19 protein-coding genes are annotated in these 17,503 nt (G+C 46.3%); all 19 read right to left on the bottom strand.

The window, feature by feature from the left end:
- Position 1: 1 nt before the first annotated feature.
- The gene (gene trpC, locus ACQE26_RS12840; protein WP_500469628.1) at positions 2-754 is read right to left on the bottom strand and encodes an indole-3-glycerol phosphate synthase TrpC; all 753 of its coding nucleotides are present in this window, start codon (positions 752-754) and stop codon (positions 2-4) included.
- Positions 747-1,763, bottom strand: coding sequence for an anthranilate phosphoribosyltransferase (trpD, locus tag ACQE26_RS12835; protein WP_500469627.1), 1,017 nt, complete (start codon positions 1,761-1,763; stop codon positions 747-749). Before trpD ends, trpC begins: the two co-directional genes overlap by 8 nt.
- Positions 1,735-3,282: an anthranilate synthase component I gene (trpE, locus tag ACQE26_RS12830; protein ID WP_500469626.1), complete on the bottom strand. Its 1,548-nt coding sequence runs from the start codon at positions 3,280-3,282 to the stop codon at positions 1,735-1,737. Before trpE ends, trpD begins: the two co-directional genes overlap by 29 nt.
- A 224-nt stretch (positions 3,283-3,506) precedes the next feature.
- Positions 3,507-3,890: a chorismate mutase gene (gene aroH / locus ACQE26_RS12825; RefSeq protein ID WP_045510999.1), complete on the bottom strand. Its 384-nt coding sequence runs from the start codon at positions 3,888-3,890 to the stop codon at positions 3,507-3,509.
- The gene (aroB, locus tag ACQE26_RS12820; RefSeq protein WP_060964890.1) at positions 3,887-4,975 is read right to left on the bottom strand and encodes a 3-dehydroquinate synthase; all 1,089 of its coding nucleotides are present in this window, start codon (positions 4,973-4,975) and stop codon (positions 3,887-3,889) included. The genes aroH and aroB overlap by 4 nt, the downstream gene beginning before the upstream one ends.
- Positions 4,975-6,147 (bottom strand): chorismate synthase, encoded by a 1,173-nt coding sequence (gene aroC / locus ACQE26_RS12815; RefSeq protein WP_500469625.1) that lies wholly within the window; start codon positions 6,145-6,147, stop codon positions 4,975-4,977. The genes aroB and aroC overlap by 1 nt, the downstream gene beginning before the upstream one ends.
- A gap of 71 nt (positions 6,148-6,218) precedes the next feature.
- A complete protein-coding gene (locus tag ACQE26_RS12810; RefSeq protein ID WP_060964889.1) occupies positions 6,219-6,989 on the bottom strand; it encodes a protein-glutamate O-methyltransferase in 771 nt (256 codons plus the stop codon).
- Between the two features lie 189 nt (positions 6,990-7,178).
- A complete protein-coding gene (ndk, locus tag ACQE26_RS12805) occupies positions 7,179-7,625 on the bottom strand; it encodes a nucleoside-diphosphate kinase (protein ID WP_003153455.1) in 447 nt (148 codons plus the stop codon).
- 119 nt (positions 7,626-7,744) lie between these two features.
- On the bottom strand, positions 7,745-8,707 hold the full coding sequence (gene hepT / locus ACQE26_RS12800; protein WP_016939103.1) for a heptaprenyl diphosphate synthase component II: 963 nt from the start codon (positions 8,705-8,707) through the stop codon (positions 7,745-7,747).
- A gap of 28 nt (positions 8,708-8,735) precedes the next feature.
- Positions 8,736-9,437, bottom strand: coding sequence for a demethylmenaquinone methyltransferase (gene menG, locus ACQE26_RS12795; RefSeq protein ID WP_060964888.1), 702 nt, complete (start codon positions 9,435-9,437; stop codon positions 8,736-8,738).
- Positions 9,438-9,442: 5 nt separating this feature from the next.
- Complete coding sequence (gene hepS / locus ACQE26_RS12790) at positions 9,443-10,198, bottom strand: heptaprenyl diphosphate synthase component 1 (RefSeq protein WP_016939105.1); 756 nt, start codon at positions 10,196-10,198, stop codon at positions 9,443-9,445.
- 156 nt (positions 10,199-10,354) lie between these two features.
- Positions 10,355-10,582, bottom strand: coding sequence for a trp RNA-binding attenuation protein MtrB (mtrB, locus tag ACQE26_RS12785; RefSeq protein ID WP_003153449.1), 228 nt, complete (start codon positions 10,580-10,582; stop codon positions 10,355-10,357).
- 20 nt (positions 10,583-10,602) lie between these two features.
- The gene (gene folE / locus ACQE26_RS12780) at positions 10,603-11,175 is read right to left on the bottom strand and encodes a GTP cyclohydrolase I FolE (RefSeq protein ID WP_016939106.1); all 573 of its coding nucleotides are present in this window, start codon (positions 11,173-11,175) and stop codon (positions 10,603-10,605) included.
- Between the two features lie 186 nt (positions 11,176-11,361).
- Positions 11,362-11,640 carry a non-specific DNA-binding protein Hbs gene (gene hbs / locus ACQE26_RS12775; RefSeq protein ID WP_003153447.1) on the bottom strand — a complete coding sequence of 93 codons (279 nt, stop codon included), beginning with the start codon at positions 11,638-11,640 and terminating at the stop codon, positions 11,362-11,364.
- A gap of 374 nt (positions 11,641-12,014) precedes the next feature.
- Positions 12,015-13,493 (bottom strand): stage IV sporulation protein A, encoded by a 1,479-nt coding sequence (spoIVA, locus tag ACQE26_RS12770; RefSeq protein WP_003153438.1) that lies wholly within the window; start codon positions 13,491-13,493, stop codon positions 12,015-12,017.
- Positions 13,494-13,678: 185 nt separating this feature from the next.
- Positions 13,679-14,413 carry a YphF family lipoprotein gene (locus ACQE26_RS12765; RefSeq protein WP_489202195.1) on the bottom strand — a complete coding sequence of 245 codons (735 nt, stop codon included), beginning with the start codon at positions 14,411-14,413 and terminating at the stop codon, positions 13,679-13,681.
- Positions 14,414-14,432: 19 nt separating this feature from the next.
- Entirely contained in the window at positions 14,433-14,636 is a 204-nt protein-coding gene (locus ACQE26_RS12760; RefSeq protein ID WP_003153435.1) for a DUF2768 domain-containing protein, read from the bottom strand.
- A gap of 318 nt (positions 14,637-14,954) precedes the next feature.
- The gene (locus tag ACQE26_RS12755; RefSeq protein WP_049628700.1) at positions 14,955-15,992 is read right to left on the bottom strand and encodes an NAD(P)H-dependent glycerol-3-phosphate dehydrogenase; all 1,038 of its coding nucleotides are present in this window, start codon (positions 15,990-15,992) and stop codon (positions 14,955-14,957) included.
- A 17-nt stretch (positions 15,993-16,009) separates the two neighbouring features.
- A complete protein-coding gene (gene der, locus ACQE26_RS12750) occupies positions 16,010-17,320 on the bottom strand; it encodes a ribosome biogenesis GTPase Der (RefSeq protein ID WP_016939109.1) in 1,311 nt (436 codons plus the stop codon).
- Between the last annotated feature and the right edge of the window lie 183 nt (positions 17,321-17,503).

Raw genomic sequence — 17,503 nt, 5'->3', positions numbered from 1 at the left:
CTCACTCCCCGAACAGCCCGCGGATCGCCTTTTGCTGTGAATCCTCTCTCATTAAGGATTCTCCGATCAATACAGCCTGCGCCCCGTGCTTGTTGACGAATTGCAGGTCAGCCAAAGAGCCGATCCCGCTTTCACTGACCAGCAGACAGCCGTCCGGCACAAGCTGCGCTATTTTTTCCGTTTGCGAAACCGAAGTACGGAACGTTTTTAAGTCCCGGTTGTTAATGCCGAGAATGTCCGGCTGAAACACCTGTAAAATCCGTTCAAGCACGGTATCATCATGGACTTCCACGAGAACGTCCATGCCCTTCTCACGTGCTTCCAGGTAAAGCTCATGAAGCTTTGAAGGCTCCAGCGCTTCACCGATCAGCAAAATCGCATCAGCACCGAGCCGGTACGATTCCTCCACCTGCAGGGAGTCAATAATAAAATCCTTTCTTAATACGGGAAGAGAAACGCTTTTTTTAACATCTGTCAAAAAGTGATTTCTTCCCTGAAAAAAACGGGTATCCGTCAGAACAGAAAGGGCGTCGGCTTTGGCTGCTTCATAATCTGCCGCAATCTCTTCCGGAACAAAATGCTCTTTAATCAGCCCTTTAGACGGCGAAGCTTTTTTCACTTCAGCGATCAGCCCGATAAAACGGTTCGGATTCAGGAGCGCTTCCTTAAAAGATCTCCGTTCAATTTGACAGGTTTCCGGCAGCACAATGGATTTGATTTCTTCTTTTTTCTGCTGAATGATTTGATCAAGCATATAATTCTTCCTCTTTCTGTTTCAGACGTTCGAGCTGCCTTTTGGCATCTCCGTTTTGAATCGTTTCTAAAGCGATTTCGGCTCCTTCTTTCAGATCGTTCGCGAGACCCGCCGTATAAATGGCCGCTCCCGCATTTAAGGCCGTAATGTGCAGAGCGGACGACGGAGCTTTATTTGCAAAAATATTCTGAATGAGATGCGCGCTTTCTTCCGCTGAGCTCACTTGAATATCTTTCAGCAAACCTTCTTCAAACCCGAATTGTTCAGGTGATACCGCATATTCCAGACGTTCACCGTTTTTCAGCTCAATGACATCGGTCGGTGCTGTGACGGAAAGTTCATCTAACCCGTCACGCGCCGACACAAGCATGACGTGCCTGACTTCAAATTGTTCCAAAGCGCTTGCCATCAGGCGCGCTTTTTCAGATGAATAGACACCGATCACCTGCCGTTTCGCCTGCAGCGGGTTGCTGAGCGGGCCAAGCAGGTTAAACACGGTTCGGAAGCCCAGCTCTTTTCTCACAGCGGCGACGTGCTTCATTGACGAATGAAACAGCGGGGCAAACAAAAAACCCATTTGCTTCGTCTCAATACTGTGCTTAACACTGTCAGGAGTGGCTTGAATGGAAACACCCAGTTTTTCCAGCACATCCGCGCTGCCGCTCTTAGACGACACGGAACGATTTCCGTGCTTGGCAACTTTGGCTCCGGCGGCAGAGGCTGTAATCGCTGCTGCCGTTGATATGTTAAACGTAGAAATCCCGTCTCCGCCTGTTCCGCACGTATCAACGACCTCCTCCAGGCCATCTGCCGTCTGCGCACGGGCCCGCATCGCTTTTACAAATCCGGCGAGCTCCTCCGCCGTTTCGCCGCGGTGGGCTAATACCGATAAGATTCCGCCGATTTCAGACTGCGACATGTCTCCGTTCATCATCATTTCCATCAGCTTTTCGGCTTCTCCGGTTTTCAGCGTGCCGCCATTAACGCACGATTGCAGAAATTTGTTCATCCGTCTTCTCCTCCCCGCCAGAAAAGATGTCTTCTGCGATTTGAATCGTTTTTAACAGCGCTCCCGCTTTGTTGCAGCTCTCTTCATATTCGGCTTCCGGGACGGAATCAGCAACTATTCCCGCGCCCGCCTGCACCGACGCCGTACCGTTTTTGACACTCATGGTGCGGATGGTAATACACGAATCAATCGAACCGTCAAATCCGATATAAGCGATACATCCGCCATAAGTTTCTCTGGAAGTCGGTTCTAATTCATTTAAAATCTGCATCGCGCGGATTTTCGGAGCGCCCGAGAGTGTTCCTGCCGGGAATGCCGACATCAGCGCATCGACCGGATGGACGCCCTGTTTTAAACGGCCGGTTACAACGGAGATGATGTGCATCACATGTGAAAAAGAAACGATCTTCGTGAATTCCGGAACGGTTACAGAACCATACTCCGCGACTCTGCCGATATCATTGCGCGCCAGATCGACGAGCATGTAATGTTCAGCTTTTTCTTTTTCGTCATTCATCAGCTCTTTTTTCAGGCGTTCGTCCTCTTCTTTTCCGGCTCCCCTTTTTCTCGTTCCGGCGATCGGATGTATTTCCAGATGCCTGTCATGCACACGGATCAGGCGTTCAGGCGAACTCCCGACAATGTCTCGGTCCGGCAGTTTAATATAGTACATATAAGGTGAAGGGTTGACGATGCGGAGCACCCTGTACAGCTCAAAGGAATGTCTGGATACCGGGATCTCAAACTTTTGCGACAGCACTCCTTGAAAAATATCTCCCGCTTTTATATATTCTTTCAGTTTATTAACGCCGGCCATAAACTCTTCTTTCGTATTATTGGATGTCACATTGGCAAAGCTCGGTGTTTCAAATGTATCTTTGAAAAAAAACGGCTCTTTTATATCCTTAGGTTCTGTCAAAATACCGATAAGCTTGCGAAGCTCAGCGCAATTTTCTTTAAAAACGGCCCGTTTTTCTTCTTCCGTCTCCCGGCCGTTAAGCGCCGCATATTGAATGAAATGCACTTGTTTCGTTTCATGGTCGTACGCAATGATTTTCCGGCAGACAAACAGCATGCATTTTTCTAAATCTGTTTCTTTTGCGTGGCTTGGCACGGAAGGCTCAATTAAAGGAATCATGTCATAGCTCAGATAACCGACCGCCCCTCCCGAAAACGGGATATCAAGATCGGGCGTTTTAATACGGAAGCTTTCATTCATCCAGTCAAGCACGGCTTTTAAATCTCCGGCTTCAAACAGCGTAACCCCTTTCGGATCAGCGGCAGTGAATGTGTGATGACTCTCTTTAATCGTGATAAAAGGATCGAGACCGATAAAGGAGTATCTTGACCAGCTTGACGACTCATCCTTGCTTTCCAGCAAATACGTAATGTTTCTGTCCAGTTTTTCAACCATCTGAATGGGTGTGATCGTATCGACCGTAAAAGTCTCTGCGATTGGAATGGTACGGTGTGTCAGACTGTCCTTTAAAAATAAAGAAACATCCGATTGTAAATTCATGATTCTCCTCCTTACGGTAAGGAGAATGAGATGAGGAGTGAGAGGGGTCTTGCGTATATGAAATAAACCCAAAAGAAAGGCTTCTTTTGGGCAGAATAAAAACGTGTTTATCTCAGCTCAGCTAAACTCATTCTCTGCTACCCTATTCTAAACTCAACTGTTTCATCATCTGGTTTCTATGCTTTATACACACTCTTGTGTATTTCTAAGCTTTTTTTATCGTATTACATGTCAGTATTTTTTGTCAATGATAAATCCGGTCTTAACACAACGGCTTTTTCTAAATAGACATGCTTGATTTCATCTTGAGGCGTATCCGTCTGAACCGTCATCAGGACACGGATACATTTTTTCAGAGCTCCCGCGACATCCATTTCCTGCATGCATGTTACCGGGACGTACTGCCACCCGGAAAGGCGGCGGACCGCTTTTGCCGGAAATACGGAATGGATGTCAGGCGTGGCGGATAACAGGATCTGCACGACGTCTTCCGGCTTGCATCCATTTTGTTCAATGATTTTTTCAAGCAGCTGCTGTGTTTTTTCTAAAATTTCTTGTTCGGTGTCTTGTTCCACCGTTGTTGCTCCGCGAATGCCGCGTATCATCATGCTGTTTCCTCCATTCGCCATTTGTTCAGCAAATTTTCAAGCTCATCTTTTGAAAGCATACAGTCCTGCGCTTCGCCTAATTCCTTCAATACGATGAACTGAGTCATGCCTCCGCGCGTTTTTTTGTCATTCATCATCCGGGCGGAGAGAACCGGTGTTTCAATATCTTGTCTGATGCTTCCCGGGTAGCCGAGCCCAATCAGCCATTGCGTGAGTTCTTTTCTGTTCATCTTGCATCCCGCAACTTGTTCACTCACGTAAAGGGCAAACTGCATGCCGAGGGCGACTGCATCTCCATGTGTTATCCGGCCGTAGCCGTATTCCGCCTCAACTGCGTGGCCGAGCGTATGTCCGAAATTCAGAAAAGCTCTTATCCCCTCTTCCTTTTCGTCCTCACGCACAACGGCTGATTTGATTGAGATTCCTTTATAAATCATTTCATTCAGCTCAGCGCTTGTCAGTCCGTTTAACGTATCAAGCGTGAGAAGCTTTTCTAAAAAAGCGTGGTCGGCGATAAACGCATGTTTTATCACCTCAGCCATACCCGATCTCAGCTCTTGTTCCGGCAGGGTTTTCAGAAGCTCCGTATCATAAATCACCGCTTTCGGCTGATAGAACGCTCCGATTAAATTCTTTCCGAGTTTATGATTGACGGCCACCTTGCCGCCGACCGCGCTGTCATGGGCAAGCAGTGTCGTCGGCATTTGGATGAAATCAATTCCGCGCATAAAAGTCGCTGCGCAAAAGCCGGCCAAATCACCCGTCACACCGCCTCCGAAGGCGATCATACATGAAGAGCGGTCCATATGGAAGGCGATCGCTTCCGATTGAATCCGTTCATACTCTTTCAGAGACTTCGCTTCTTCTCCGCTCGGGACGATCACTTTTTTCACGGGCCATGTTTCGTTTAGAAGCCGGAACATCTCATCACCGTAAAGCCGGTCCACTTCAGCGTCGATGACGAGCAGGATTTTTGTCAGCGGCCTGTTCAGTGAAGTCAGAAGGGCAGCGGCCTGTTTCCTGATGCCTTCACCGATATACACGGGATATGCGGAGGAAGCCGTCCGAACCTCAAGCTCCTTCATTAGAATTCCCTCGATAGTTTCTTCATGTTTTCAACATTTTCTTTAATGCGGTCGATCTGGTCGAGGCCGAATTGTTCTACGACGGCATTTGCGATTTCCCAGGCCACTGCCGCTTCAGCCACGACGCTTGCCGCAGGAACCGCGCAGCTGTCTGAACGTTCAATGCTCGCTGAAAACGGCTCTTTCGTTTCAATATCAACGCTTTTCAGCGGCTTATATAAAGTCGGGATGGGTTTCATAACACCGCGGACGACAATCGGCATACCTGTCGTCATACCGCCTTCTAATCCTCCGAGCCTATTTGTAGCGCGTGTGTAGCCTTTCTCTTCATCCCACACGATTTCATCATGAACATCACTGCCGTTTTTGCCGGCCGCTTCAAAACCGATGCCGAACTCGACCCCTTTAAAAGCATTGATCGACAGAACGGCAGCGGCGAGCTTGCTGTCCAGTTTACGGTCATAATGGACATAGCTTCCGACACCGACCGGCATGCCTTCGACAATCACTTCAACGATTCCGCCGATTGAGTCGCCGTTTGCCTTCGCTTCATCAATGGCTGCCATCATTTGCCGGCCTGCTTCTTCATCGTAGCATCTGACCGGTGATTCTTCCGTTACCCGCTTGAGATCTTCAATGGATGTGTAGTCGGTCTTCTCGGCTTTTACCCCGCCGATTTGCAAAACATGTCCGGCCACTGTAATGCCAAGCTCCGCTAAAATCTTTTTAGCGACGGCTCCGGCAGCCACGCGAACCGTTGTCTCACGCGCGGAAGATCGTTCTAACACATTTCTCATATCGCGGTGATTGTACTTAATGGCGCCGTTTAAATCCGCGTGCCCCGGTCTCGGTCTTGTGATCTGGCGTTTCATTTCACTTTCTTCTTCTTCTGTAATCGGTGCGGCACCCATGATTTTTGTCCAGTGGGTCCAGTCTTTATTTTCTACAACGAGCGCAATGGGTGAACCGAGTGTCCGGGCATGCCGCACGCCGCTCGTAATCTTCGCTCTGTCCGTTTCAATCTGCATGCGCCGTCCGCGCCCGTGCCCTTTTTGGCGTCTGGCAAGCTCAAAATTAATATCTTCCTCAGTTATATAAAGCCCCGCAGGCACACCTTCTATAATGGTCGTCAGCTGCGGACCGTGTGATTCTCCGGCTGTTAAGTATCTCATTTCGTTCTTCTCCCTTCATCACATTAACGCTTTTAAGTAAAACTATAACACAAGTTTTCATAAAATGTCTTCTATCTTTTTTGATAAAAAAATGTATCAGTGCTTTCAAGGCCGAATTTTTCCGGGCTGAAAATTTGTTCTGTGCTTCCGACAAACAGAATTCCGTTCTTTTTCAGGCTGCCCGCCATTTTCACATACAGCTCTTCTTTCGCTTTTTCAGTAAAATAAATAAAAACATTGCGGCAGACGATCAGATCAAAATCCTGTTCATAGCTGTCGGCAAGCAGGTTGTGCCGCTTAAACCGGATGTTTTTCTGAATCTCTTGTTTTACTTGATAGCTGTTGTCAGCCTGCTTGGTGAAATAGCGGCTTTTTATGGAAGCCGGCACCTCTTGCAGAGACCGCTCCTGATAGATGCCCCGCTTGGCTTTGCCGAGCGCCTTTTCATCAATATCTGTCGCCAATATATCAAAGCCGGCCAAACCCGCCTGCTGATTGAGAATCATGGCCAAGGTATAGGGTTCCTCCCCCGTTGAACAGGCCGCACTCCATATTTTTAACGGTTTGTTATGCTTTATTAACGGAAGAATTGAGGTTTCAAGAACTTCCCATCGTTTATAATTTCGGTAAAATTCAGAAACATTGATTGTCATCCTGTCCAATGTTTCATTTAATAAAAGCTTGTCTTTCTCCAAAGCGGCGGCAAATTCCTGAAAATCTTTGAATCCCTTTTTTTCATAAAGGGACGTCAGCCGCCTTTTCATTTGTGCTTCTTTGTATAAAGATAAATCAACACCGGTTATTTTCTTCCACTTGGTGATAAAAATGTCGTAAGGCTCCATTGCTTCTCTCCCAATCTCGCTGTCTTTTGTCCTAGTATAGCCTGTTTTCTTTCTAATTTGTACGATTTCAATAAAAAAATCAGCCCGCAGGCTGATTTGTGAGAAATGAAAAGACAGGGCAGCGCAGCCTCTGTCTTTCTTAAAATATGTAAACCTTTTCATAACAAGAGAAAAAGAAAGGCTGACGGCTTAGTACACCCAGTCGGCCATTAATTTTTGATACGGTACAAGCTCTTCCTGTTTGAAGAAAATGTCAATTTCCCGTTCAGCGCTTTCTAAGGAGTCTGAACCGTGAATGATATTTTTGCCGACAAACATGCCGTAGTCACCGCGAATCGTGCCTGGCAGTGCGTCTTTCGGGTTTGTTTTTCCGATCAGCTGTCTTGTGATCTCTACTACATTTTCCCCTTCCCATACCATTGCAAATACGGGTCCTGATGTAATGAATTCCACAAGCTCACCGAAAAACGGTTTCCCTTTATGTTCAGCATAATGGTTTTCAGCCATCTGTTCTGAAACTTGCATCAGCTTGGCTCCTGCCAATTGTAAGCCCTTACGCTCAAATCTCGATAAAATCTCTCCGATCAGCTGGCGCTGTACGCCGTCCGGTTTTACCATGATAAAAGTTTTTTCCATAAGATTCTCCACCCCATCATTATGTATAGGCTTTCAAGTTGCACACCGAAATCGTAACATCTTTCTGACAATTAATCAATCCAGGGCGGAGAATGTTCACATCTTGTTCGTAAAAGGATTTAAAATTTCCGTTTGCCGATATATTTGGCAATGGCGGCCAAGGATGAACGCGCACGTCCTCTCGGCAGCGTATTCAGCTTTTCAAACGCTTTTTTCAAGTATCTGTCACTGACGGCCATTGATTTTTCAATCGCATCTGTGCGTTTAATATTTTCAATAATGGGGGCGAGCTGCTCCTGTGTTGTTTCGCTGTTAATTAATTTCAGCTGATTTTTCAATTCAGGCTGACGCAGCGCGTACAAAACGGGCAGAGTGACATTTCCTTGCAGCAGATCTCCTCCGACCGGTTTTCCCAGCTCCTCTTCCGTTGAAGTGAAATCAAGGATATCATCAATAATCTGGTAGGACATGCCCACGTAATAGCCGAACCAATATAATGCTTTATGAATCTTTTCATCAGCTCCCGAAGCGATGGCGCCGAGCTGGCAGCTGACGGCGATAAGAAGCGCCGTTTTCCGTTTGATGCGGCGTAAATAGGTTCTGAGGTTTTGTTCCATATTATATTTATCTTTGATCTGTTCAATTTCTCCGAGGCAAACTTCTACGATGGTTTTGGACAGGATCCGGTGGGCTTTCGGCTCATCCAGTCTCGTCATCATCTCAAGCGAGCCCGCAAGCATATAATCACCGGTATACATGGCGATGCGGTTGTCCCATTTGGCTTTAATGGTCGGTTTTCCTCTCCGCAGCTCGGCGTCATCAATGACGTCGTCATGCACGAGGGACGCCATATGAATCATTTCCAGCGTCACCGCAACATATTTTATTTTATTAATGTCATAGTCGCCGAACATGCCGGAAAGCAATACGAAAACAGGGCGAATCCGCTTGCCTCCTGCCTGAAGCAGATGGAGCCCGGCTTCACTCAGCAAGGGATAGTCAGACCGTACCGTCTGCTCAAGCTCCCTTTCGATCACATCAATATCATCATTTAAAAAAGAATAGGCCATTTTAAATTTCATATCATTCACCCAAACATCTGTATATTCATCATTTCCAGCCGATATGCGTAGCGGCCACTCCGCCGGTAAACGAATGGTATTTGACATTCGTCAGGCCCGCTTCTTCAAACAGACGCGCAAGCTCTTTCATACCGGGAAATTCTCTTGCTGATTCTTGAAGCCAAGAATATTCTTTATAGCTCTTCGCAAACATTTTTCCGAAGAAAGGCATGATGTATTTAAAATAAAGGAAATATGCCTGTCTGAAACCGATCATTTCCGGCTGGGATGTTTCCAGGCATACGACCTGTCCGCCCGGTTTGACGACGCGCCGCATTTCTTTCAGCACGGTCAGATAGTCGGGAACGTTCCGGAGTCCGAAGCCGATGGTGACAAAATCAAAAGAATTATCAGCGAAAGGAAGCTCCATTGCGTTTCCGTGCAAAAGCTCAATTTGGCTGTAACCGCCCTCTTTTACTTTTTTCTCGCCGATGCTCAGCATATTTTTGCTGAAATCCAGCCCTTTGATTTCGCCGCTTTTTCCGGCAGCTTCTGCGAGGGCAATCGTCCAGTCAGCCGTCCCGCAGCAGACGTCAAGCGCTTTTGCACCTTCTTGCACATTCATGATCTGCATCGTTTTGTCGCGCCATTTTTTATGCTGCTGAAAACTGATGACAGAGTTCATTTGGTCATAATTTTTATAGATTTTTTCAAACACGCCGTGTACGCGCTGTTCTTTTGACTCCTGCATGTTGATTACCCTTCTTCCACTTTCTGATGATATGTTTTGTCTTGGCTGATCGCTTTAAGCCGGTTCAGCATTAGATTTTGGATTGGTGAATTGAGCGGCAGCAGCGTTTCAATGCTTTGTTTCGCCTTTCGGAAGCTTTCTTCCAGTATTTCAGCCTTTGATTTCCCTGACTTTACAATATTGCCGATGACATCGAGAAATATAGCATTGCCGTTCATCAGCCGCTTATACACAAAAAAATCACTCGCCAGCTCTTTCCAGCGCGGAAGATTAAAGTGGTCTGACACTCTGTGAAACAGGGCCGCTTCCACAATCGCCATGCTTTCGATCAATTGGTTCAAGTCATTGACAGACCGATCGTACAGACGGATTTTATGCTCATTGATTTCTTTAATTGCCGTAGCGAGCGTCCGGATCATATAGATATCCTTCATTTCAGATAAAAGCGAATAATACAGTCCGCTGAAATAGTCGCCGGCAAGCACGGTGAGCTGCCGGTTTTTATTTTCGTCTCGCTTTAACGCTCTGGCTGTTGTCACTTCATCGTGGGTATCAAGGGCGCTTTGGACAAGCATCGCAGTTACTATGTAATTTTCTCTGTCGTTGTTCTTAATGTCCGCCTCTTCAAACAAAGCGTGAAAAAGAAGAAGCTTATCCTCATCGATTTTCGGCGCAGAAATATGTTTCGCTAAATAAGGATGAGACAGCTTTTGTTTTAATTTCGTATTTAAATTCGCTAAAGTTCCGTAGATGTCTTGCAAAAATATCACCCTTGTCCCCAAATTCACATTTATTCTAATATGTATGAGATTTACTCGTCATTATTATACGCAGGTATCATTATAGCATAAAAAAAAGAAATTGGCTGTATTCTCCCGCCGTTTGCGGGCATTTGGCAAAAGCGGGAAACAGCCGGCTTATTTTTTTTCGCTGTTCATTTCTCCGTAAGCGGTCTGGATGAGGGCGTTGCCTCTCACTTTGATGGCTGAAGTATGCTCTGTAAACTGAGCGATAATTACTTCACCTTTGTCCAGCTTTTCAGAATGGTGGAATTTCGTATCCGTTCCTCTCGTTAAACCGATGACGTTCACACCGTCCTCGACCGCTTTAATGACGACAAAATCACTTGAATGCTTTGAATTCATATCTGCACCCTCTATCATAATTAATCCGCACGTTTAATATGTTCTAACACTTCGGAACGCGCCGCAGCGTCATCTTTAAAAATGCCTCTTACAGCGGAAGTTACCGTTTTTGCCCCCGGCTTTCTTACGCCTCTCATCGTCATGCACATATGCTCAGCTTCAACGACAACCATGACGCCGTGGGGATCTAAGGTGTCTACGATGCTTTCTGCAATCGTTGAAGTAATGCGCTCCTGCAGCTGCGGGCGTTTTGAAACAGCTTCCACTGCACGCGCCAATTTACTCAGGCCTGTCACTTTACCGCCGCGCGGAATGTAGGCAATATGCGCTTTTCCGTAAAAAGGAACAAGATGATGTTCACACATAGAATGAAACGCGATATCTTTTACAAGAACAAGCTCCTCGTGGTCCTCGCCGAAAACGGTTTTGAAATGCTCTTTCGGGTCTTCATTTAACCCCGAGAATACTTCCGCGTACATTTTCGCCACGCGTTTCGGTGTATCTAAAAGACCTTCCCGGTCCGGGTCTTCTCCTATCGCCTCTAAAATCTGGCGAACTGCCTGTTCAATCTGTTCTTTATTAACTTCTTTCATTGTCTGTGTCCTCCACCATTGAATACATTTAATTTCGATTCTAGCACATTTGACGCGCCAAAAGCAAAACGAAAGTCCTGCCCGGAGACCGAGGCTGCTTAAATATGAAAAGCCCCTTTATCAAGGGGCTTTTCTGTGAAGAAACAAAGTGTATGTATCAGATGCATACACGATCTATATTCACAATTATTTTCCTGCAACAGCGTCTTTAAGAGCTTTACCTGGTTTGAAAGCAGGTACCTTGCTTGCAGGGATTTCGATCTCTTCACCTGTTTGCGGGTTACGTCCTTTACGTGCAGAACGCTCGCGCACCTCAAAGTTACCGAAACCGATCAGTTGGATTTTATCACCATTTTTAAGTGCATCTAAAATCGTATCAAAAACAGAATCAACTGCTTTTGTAGCGTCTTTTTTAGACAATTCGCTTGCTTCTGCAACCGCATTGATTAGTTCTGTCTTGTTCATGCCTTTCACCTCCTCCCAAAAGGGTATCAATTCAGCAGTTTATTATCATTTCTTCACAGTTCAGCCTGATTCTAAACCTGTCTTAATAAAAAATCAAAGCAGGGAAGAACAGACAAGTAAACGGCTTTTCAAAAGAAAACAGACACTTTGAGGAATGTTTGTCCAACAAAGTGAAGATTTTCTGTAAGTAGAGTAACACATATAAAAAGCCATATCAAGCATTTTAAAGCCCCAATCCCTTGCTCGTCAAGGTTTTCGCGTGTTTTACCGAACAAATATTCCTTTTTTTGCTTTTTTCCTCCTAATCCTTGATTGATTTCTAGTATCTAAAAAGACAAAAAAAGACCCCCCGTTTCAGGAAGAGGTCCTTCAGCTTACAAAATAATGGCGATCAGGCCGCCTGAGCCTTCGTTTATAATTCTCTCAAGCGTTTCTTTCAGTTTATATCTCGCATTTTCCGGCATAAGCGACAGTTTCGCCGAGATTCCCTCTCTTACGATCGAGCTCAATGATCTTCCGAAAATATCGGAGTTCCAGATCGAAAGCGGATCATCCTCAAAGTCCTGCATTAAGTAGCGGACAAGCTCTTCGCTTTGCTTTTCCGTCCCGATGATCGGCGCGAATTCACTTTCCACATCCACTTTGATCATATGAATGGACGGGGCGACCGCTTTCAGCCTTACTCCGAATCTTGATCCCTGTCTGATGATTTCCGGTTCATCAAGGCTCATATCCGTTAAGGCCGGGGCTGCAATGCCGTAGCCGGTCTGTTTCACCATTTTCAGCGCGTCTGAAACCTGATCATATTCCTTTTTCGCGTGGGCGAAGTCCTGCATTAATTCAAGCAGGTGGTCTTTCCCGCGGATTTCGACGCCCACTACTTCTTTTAAAATCTGGTCGTATAAATGATCCGGCGCGTATAAATCAATTTCTGCGACACCCTGGCCAAGTTCAATTCCGGCCAATCCGGCGCTTTCAATAAACTCAAATTCACTGAAGTGGCCGACAACCCGGTCGACGTCGCGCAGTCGTTTGATATCTTTTACGGTTTCTTTCACTGATTCCTGGTAACTCTCTCTGAGCCAGTGATTTTCTTTCAGCACCATGACCCAGCTCGGAAGGTTTACATTCACTTCCAGCACAGGGAACTCGTAAAGCGCTTCTCTGAGAACGCTTAACACATCTGTTTCCCTCATGCTTTCAACACTCATGGCGAGAACGGGGATATCATATTTCGCGCTTAATTCAGCTCTGAGCGCTTCCGTTTCCGGGTGGTACGGCTTCACCGAGTTGATGACCATAATAAACGGTTTGCCGACTTCCTTCAGCTCGTCTATAACTCTTTCTTCCGCTTCTACGTAATCGCCCCGCGCAATATCACCGATTGAGCCGTCCGTCGTAATGACGACCCCGATTGTGGAATGTTCCTGGATGACTTTTCTCGTACCGATCTCCGCCGCTTCATGAAAGGGAATCGGTTCTTCGTACCATGGTGTATTGATCATTCTCGGGCCGTTTTCATCTTCATATCCCTTCGCACCGGGAACCGTGTATCCCACACAATCCACAAGACGGATATTGACGTCAAGCCCTTCCGCCACATGTACGGACATGGCTTGATTCGGAACAAATTTTGGTTCTGTGGTCATAATCGTTTTTCCTGCTGCGCTTTGCGGAAGCTCATCCTGCGCCCGCGCTCGGTCGGCTTCATTGCTGATATTCGGGAGCACCACAAGCTCCATAAATTTTTTAATAAATGTAGATTTCCCTGTACGGACAGCGCCGACGACTCCTAAGTATATATCGCCTCCTGTTCGTTCAGCGATATCCTTGAAAATATCGACCTTTTCCAAGTGATCCCCTCCCGGACTTCCTATCCTTATCATTTTTCATTCACCATTCTTCAATCAAATACAGGACACTATATGTGTATGACGTTGTCCTATTTCAATATGACATCTTTAGAAAATTTTCAGGAAATCTTTTCTATCGGAATCAAAAAAACCTTTCTCCCTATTTGTATGCGCGGGAGAAAGGTTCATTCCTGTTTCGTTTTACTTTCTAAAAAAACGGGTTCCTGTTTTTCATTTACGGTGTATGTGACTGAAAAGGCCGGGACGAAAGGCGTCTCTTTCCATAAAATATCCTGAATTTCCGCGCCCGGTCTGATTTTCTTTTTGTTTTCTTTCAGGCAGCGGGCGAGATCGACGCGATAGTCGGCATAGATTTCTCCGTCAGCGCCGATTAAAAGCGGCAGAGACGTGCCTGAAACCGGACTTTTGACTGAAGGAGTGTCTTTCATGCCGAGCTTTTTTTTATTCAAAGTGAACAGCCCTTTTGAAACAGCGTCCTCATAGGGCGGATATGTATGTTTTTCCTGATACATTTTAACACGCAGCTTCATGTCGCGGATTGCCTCCGCCATTTGGAGATCGATCAGCTTCACGGTCGGCTTATTTTCCACATCGACAAGCACGTATTGGTACATTCCTCCGCTTTCAAAAGCTGATGCCGGCGGCTCCTCTATATATCTGGGCGCGAGCCGCTTAAAATCTATCGGATATTTTTGATAGATCGGTGTTTTCATATCTTTTGTCTGAATCGGCAGAAGTCCGCCGTTCGCCTTTTTAAACTCATCCACTGCCGCTTGAACCTGCTGAAGCTGATGCTTGTAAGATACTTTATTTTCGGTTTTTTCCGCTTCAGGATACAGACAGCCGGACAGCAGAAGCACCGCAAATGCCGTTATGACGGCCATTTTTATCTTATGCATGCCGCGCCCCCTTTTTTGCTTATTCATTGACAGGCCCGCTGAAAACGACCATTAACACGATCAATCCCGAGATGACCATGCAGGCATAAGCGAGCGAAGAAACTGCTGCTTTGATCAGCTTGTTTTTCACTTTGTACCTGCTGACATAAATAGAGGCCACCGCAACAAACATTAATCCCATAGCACCAAGCGCAAACCACATTTTCATCAATGCCACACTCACGTCCGTGCCCCCCATCCAATCATTGTAAGCGTTATATTTCATTTTAATATACAAATGTTGAAAAGATCAACAGGTTTTCCATCTATTGAAAAAACAAAAAAACTGAAGCAAAGAGGGGGACTTTGCTTCAGTCAAGTTGACTATATTCACCTATACGTCTGAGATACACTCTCTTGGACTTCGATGCTATAGTATGCGTAGATGCGTACGTCTGCATCCTCTTCTGCCTAAATCAGCAAATGTTTTAAGCGATTTCAGCCGGAGAGTTCTGCGTTTTGGACTTTCGTCATTTCAGAATATGCAGACGGCAAGTTATTGTCACTTCACCCGGTTTTCGAATGTGTTGACCAAGTCTTCCATCTCATGGGTTTTCACTCTGGCCATTAAGGATTCTACGGCTGTTTCTACCTTCTGCCCGTTAAATAACACTTGGTGAAGCGCCTCTGTAATCGGCATTTTCACTTGGTATTTTTGAGAAAGCTGATATGCCGCTTTCGTCGTCCGCACGCCTTCCACAACCATTCCCATCTTGTCAAGGACAGCCTCCAGCTTGTACCCTTTGCCGAGCAGGTTGCCGGCGCGCCAATTGCGGGAATGGACGCTCGTACACGTCACGATTAAGTCGCCTACGCCAGTCAGGCCGGAAAAGGTGAGAGGATTTCCGCCCATCTTTGTGCCGAGTCTGGCGATTTCAGCAAGACCGCGGGTGATCAGGGCCGCTTTTGCGTTATCTCCGTATCCCAATCCGTCTGTAATTCCCGCTGCCAGAGCGATGATGTTCTTTAACGCTCCCCCTATTTCAACACCGATCATATCCGGATTGGTATAGACACGGAAATGCTGGTTCATAAATAGATCCTGAACCGCTTCTGCAGCCTCGATATTTTTTGAAGATGATGTAACAGTCGTCGGGTGTCTCAATCCGACTTCCTCAGCGTGGCTAGGCCCTGAAAGCACGACGATGTCTTTTCTGTACTCCTCAGGCAGCTCCTCTTCCATTAATTCAGAAATGCGGAGAAGCGAATCCGGCTCAATTCCTTTGCTGACATGAACAAAAATCGACTGTTTCGGGATGTAAGGCAGAGCCTTTTTCAGCACTTCCCGAATGGCTTTTGTCGGAACTGCCACAATGATGAAGTCAGCTCCTTTTAAAGCCTCGCTTAAATCAGCTGTGCCGATGATAGAGCTTGACAGCTCCACCCCCGGCAGATAATCTTTGTTTTCATGCAGTCCGTTGATTTGATCGATCAATTCGGCTCGGTGTCCCCACATCATGACCTGATGTCCGTTATCAGCCAGCACTAAAGAAAGTGCAGTGCCCCAGCTTCCCGCTCCAAGCATTGCCACTTTTTTCATCTCTGTATCACACCTTTTTATTTTCTTGCTCTTGCAAATATTTTAATTGGCGTACCTTCAAATCCGAAAGCATCACGGATTCGGTTTTCTAAAAAGCGTTCATAAGAAAAATGCATCAGTTCCGGATCGTTGACAAAAACAACGAAGCTCGGCGGTTTAACAGCAACTTGAGTCGCATAATAAATTTTCAGACGGGAGCCATTGTGCGTCGGAGTCGGATTCATGGCGACCGCATCCATGATGACGTCATTTAAGACATTTGTCTGCACGCGGAGAGAGTGGTTTTCACTCGCTTTAATAATCGCAGGCATGAGTGTATGAATCCGCTTTGTCGTCAGTGCCGACATGAACAGTACCGGCGCATAGTCGAGAAATTGGAAATGCTCTCGTATATTCTGTTCAAATTCTTTCATCGTGCGTTCGTCTTTATCAACGGCATCCCATTTGTTTACGACGATGACGACGGCTTTTCCTGCTTCATGGGCATATCCGGCGATCCGCTTGTCCTGCTCAAGGATGCCTTCTTCAGCGTTCAGTACCACGCCGACAACGTCTGAGCGGTCAATGGCTTTTAATGCCCGAAGCACGCTGTATTTTTCTGTTGTTTCATATACTTTTCCCTTTTTTCTCATGCCCGCCGTGTCAACAATCACAAATTCCTGCTGGTTATAAGTGAATGCCGTATCTACAGCGTCTCTCGTCGTTCCCGCCACGTTGCTCACGATAACCCGCTCTTCGCCGAGCATCGCATTGACAAGAGAGGATTTTCCGACATTCGGACGGCCGATCAGGCAGAATTGAACGACATCATCATTATACTTCGTTTCGGGAATGTTTTTAAAATGCTCGGCACAAGCATCGAGCAAATCTCCCAATCCCAAACCGTGAGTACCGGAAATCGGATAAGGCTCTCCAAAACCGAGCGCGTAAAAGTCATAGATGTTCGCTCTCATTTCGGTATTATCTAATTTATTAACGGCTAATACGACCGGTTTTTTCGTCCGGTACAATATTTTTGCCACTTCTTCATCCGCAGACGTCACACCTTCGCGGCCGTTCACCATAAAGATGATCACATCAGCCTCGTCCATGGCGATTTCGGCCTGCTGGCGGATCTGTGTCAGAAACGGTTCGTCTCCGATGTCAATTCCGCCCGTGTCAATCAGGTTAAAATCATAATTCAGCCATTCCGCCGAACTGTATATCCGGTCCCGCGTCACTCCGGGGGTATCTTCTACTATTGAAATTCTTTCACCCGCAATCCGGTTAAAGATTGTGGATTTTCCCACATTCGGTCTTCCGACAATGGCTACGACAGGTTTACCCATAGTACCCTTCCTTTCAATCCAGCCGCTTACATTTTCACAAAAATTGTTCAACCGGTTATTAAAATCATCTTCGCTATGAAAAGAACCCTTCAACAGAAGGGCTTAACTCATTTATTATATCAGTTTTTACCGAGAGCACAATGTATTCTTCGAAATGTTTCGCGTTCATGCAACAGTCTCCGT

It is taken from the genome of Bacillus sp. 5RYD7K, assembly GCF_059831465.1.
Note: the sequence above shows the minus strand (reverse complement) of the source record. Positions and strands in the feature narration are given on the sequence as shown.

What these genes read in the sequence shown, in the direction of transcription:
- trpC (WP_500469628.1), bottom strand. Translation starts at nt 754, where the DNA reads ATGCTTGATCAAATCATTCAGCAGAAAAAAGAAGAAATCAAATCCATT.
- trpD (WP_500469627.1), bottom strand. Translation starts at nt 1,763, where the DNA reads ATGAACAAATTTCTGCAATCGTGCGTTAATGGCGGCACGCTGAAAACC.
- trpE (WP_500469626.1), bottom strand. Translation starts at nt 3,282, where the DNA reads ATGAATTTACAATCGGATGTTTCTTTATTTTTAAAGGACAGTCTGACA.
- aroH (WP_045510999.1), bottom strand. Translation starts at nt 3,890, where the DNA reads ATGATGATACGCGGCATTCGCGGAGCAACAACGGTGGAACAAGACACC.
- aroB (WP_060964890.1), bottom strand. Translation starts at nt 4,975, where the DNA reads ATGAAGGAGCTTGAGGTTCGGACGGCTTCCTCCGCATATCCCGTGTAT.
- aroC (WP_500469625.1), bottom strand. Translation starts at nt 6,147, where the DNA reads ATGAGATACTTAACAGCCGGAGAATCACACGGTCCGCAGCTGACGACC.
- ACQE26_RS12810 (WP_060964889.1), bottom strand. Translation starts at nt 6,989, where the DNA reads ATGGAGCCTTACGACATTTTTATCACCAAGTGGAAGAAAATAACCGGT.
- ndk (WP_003153455.1), bottom strand. Translation starts at nt 7,625, where the DNA reads ATGGAAAAAACTTTTATCATGGTAAAACCGGACGGCGTACAGCGCCAG.
- hepT (WP_016939103.1), bottom strand. Translation starts at nt 8,707, where the DNA reads ATGAAATTTAAAATGGCCTATTCTTTTTTAAATGATGATATTGATGTG.
- menG (WP_060964888.1), bottom strand. Translation starts at nt 9,437, where the DNA reads ATGCAGGAGTCAAAAGAACAGCGCGTACACGGCGTGTTTGAAAAAATC.
- mtrB (WP_003153449.1), bottom strand. Translation starts at nt 10,582, where the DNA reads ATGAATTCAAAGCATTCAAGTGATTTTGTCGTCATTAAAGCGGTCGAG.
- folE (WP_016939106.1), bottom strand. Translation starts at nt 11,175, where the DNA reads ATGAAAGAAGTTAATAAAGAACAGATTGAACAGGCAGTTCGCCAGATT.
- hbs (WP_003153447.1), bottom strand. Translation starts at nt 11,640, where the DNA reads ATGAACAAGACAGAACTAATCAATGCGGTTGCAGAAGCAAGCGAATTG.
- ACQE26_RS12765 (WP_489202195.1), bottom strand. Translation starts at nt 14,413, where the DNA reads ATGCATAAGATAAAAATGGCCGTCATAACGGCATTTGCGGTGCTTCTG.
- ACQE26_RS12755 (WP_049628700.1), bottom strand. Translation starts at nt 15,992, where the DNA reads ATGAAAAAAGTGGCAATGCTTGGAGCGGGAAGCTGGGGCACTGCACTT.
- der (WP_016939109.1), bottom strand. Translation starts at nt 17,320, where the DNA reads ATGGGTAAACCTGTCGTAGCCATTGTCGGAAGACCGAATGTGGGAAAA.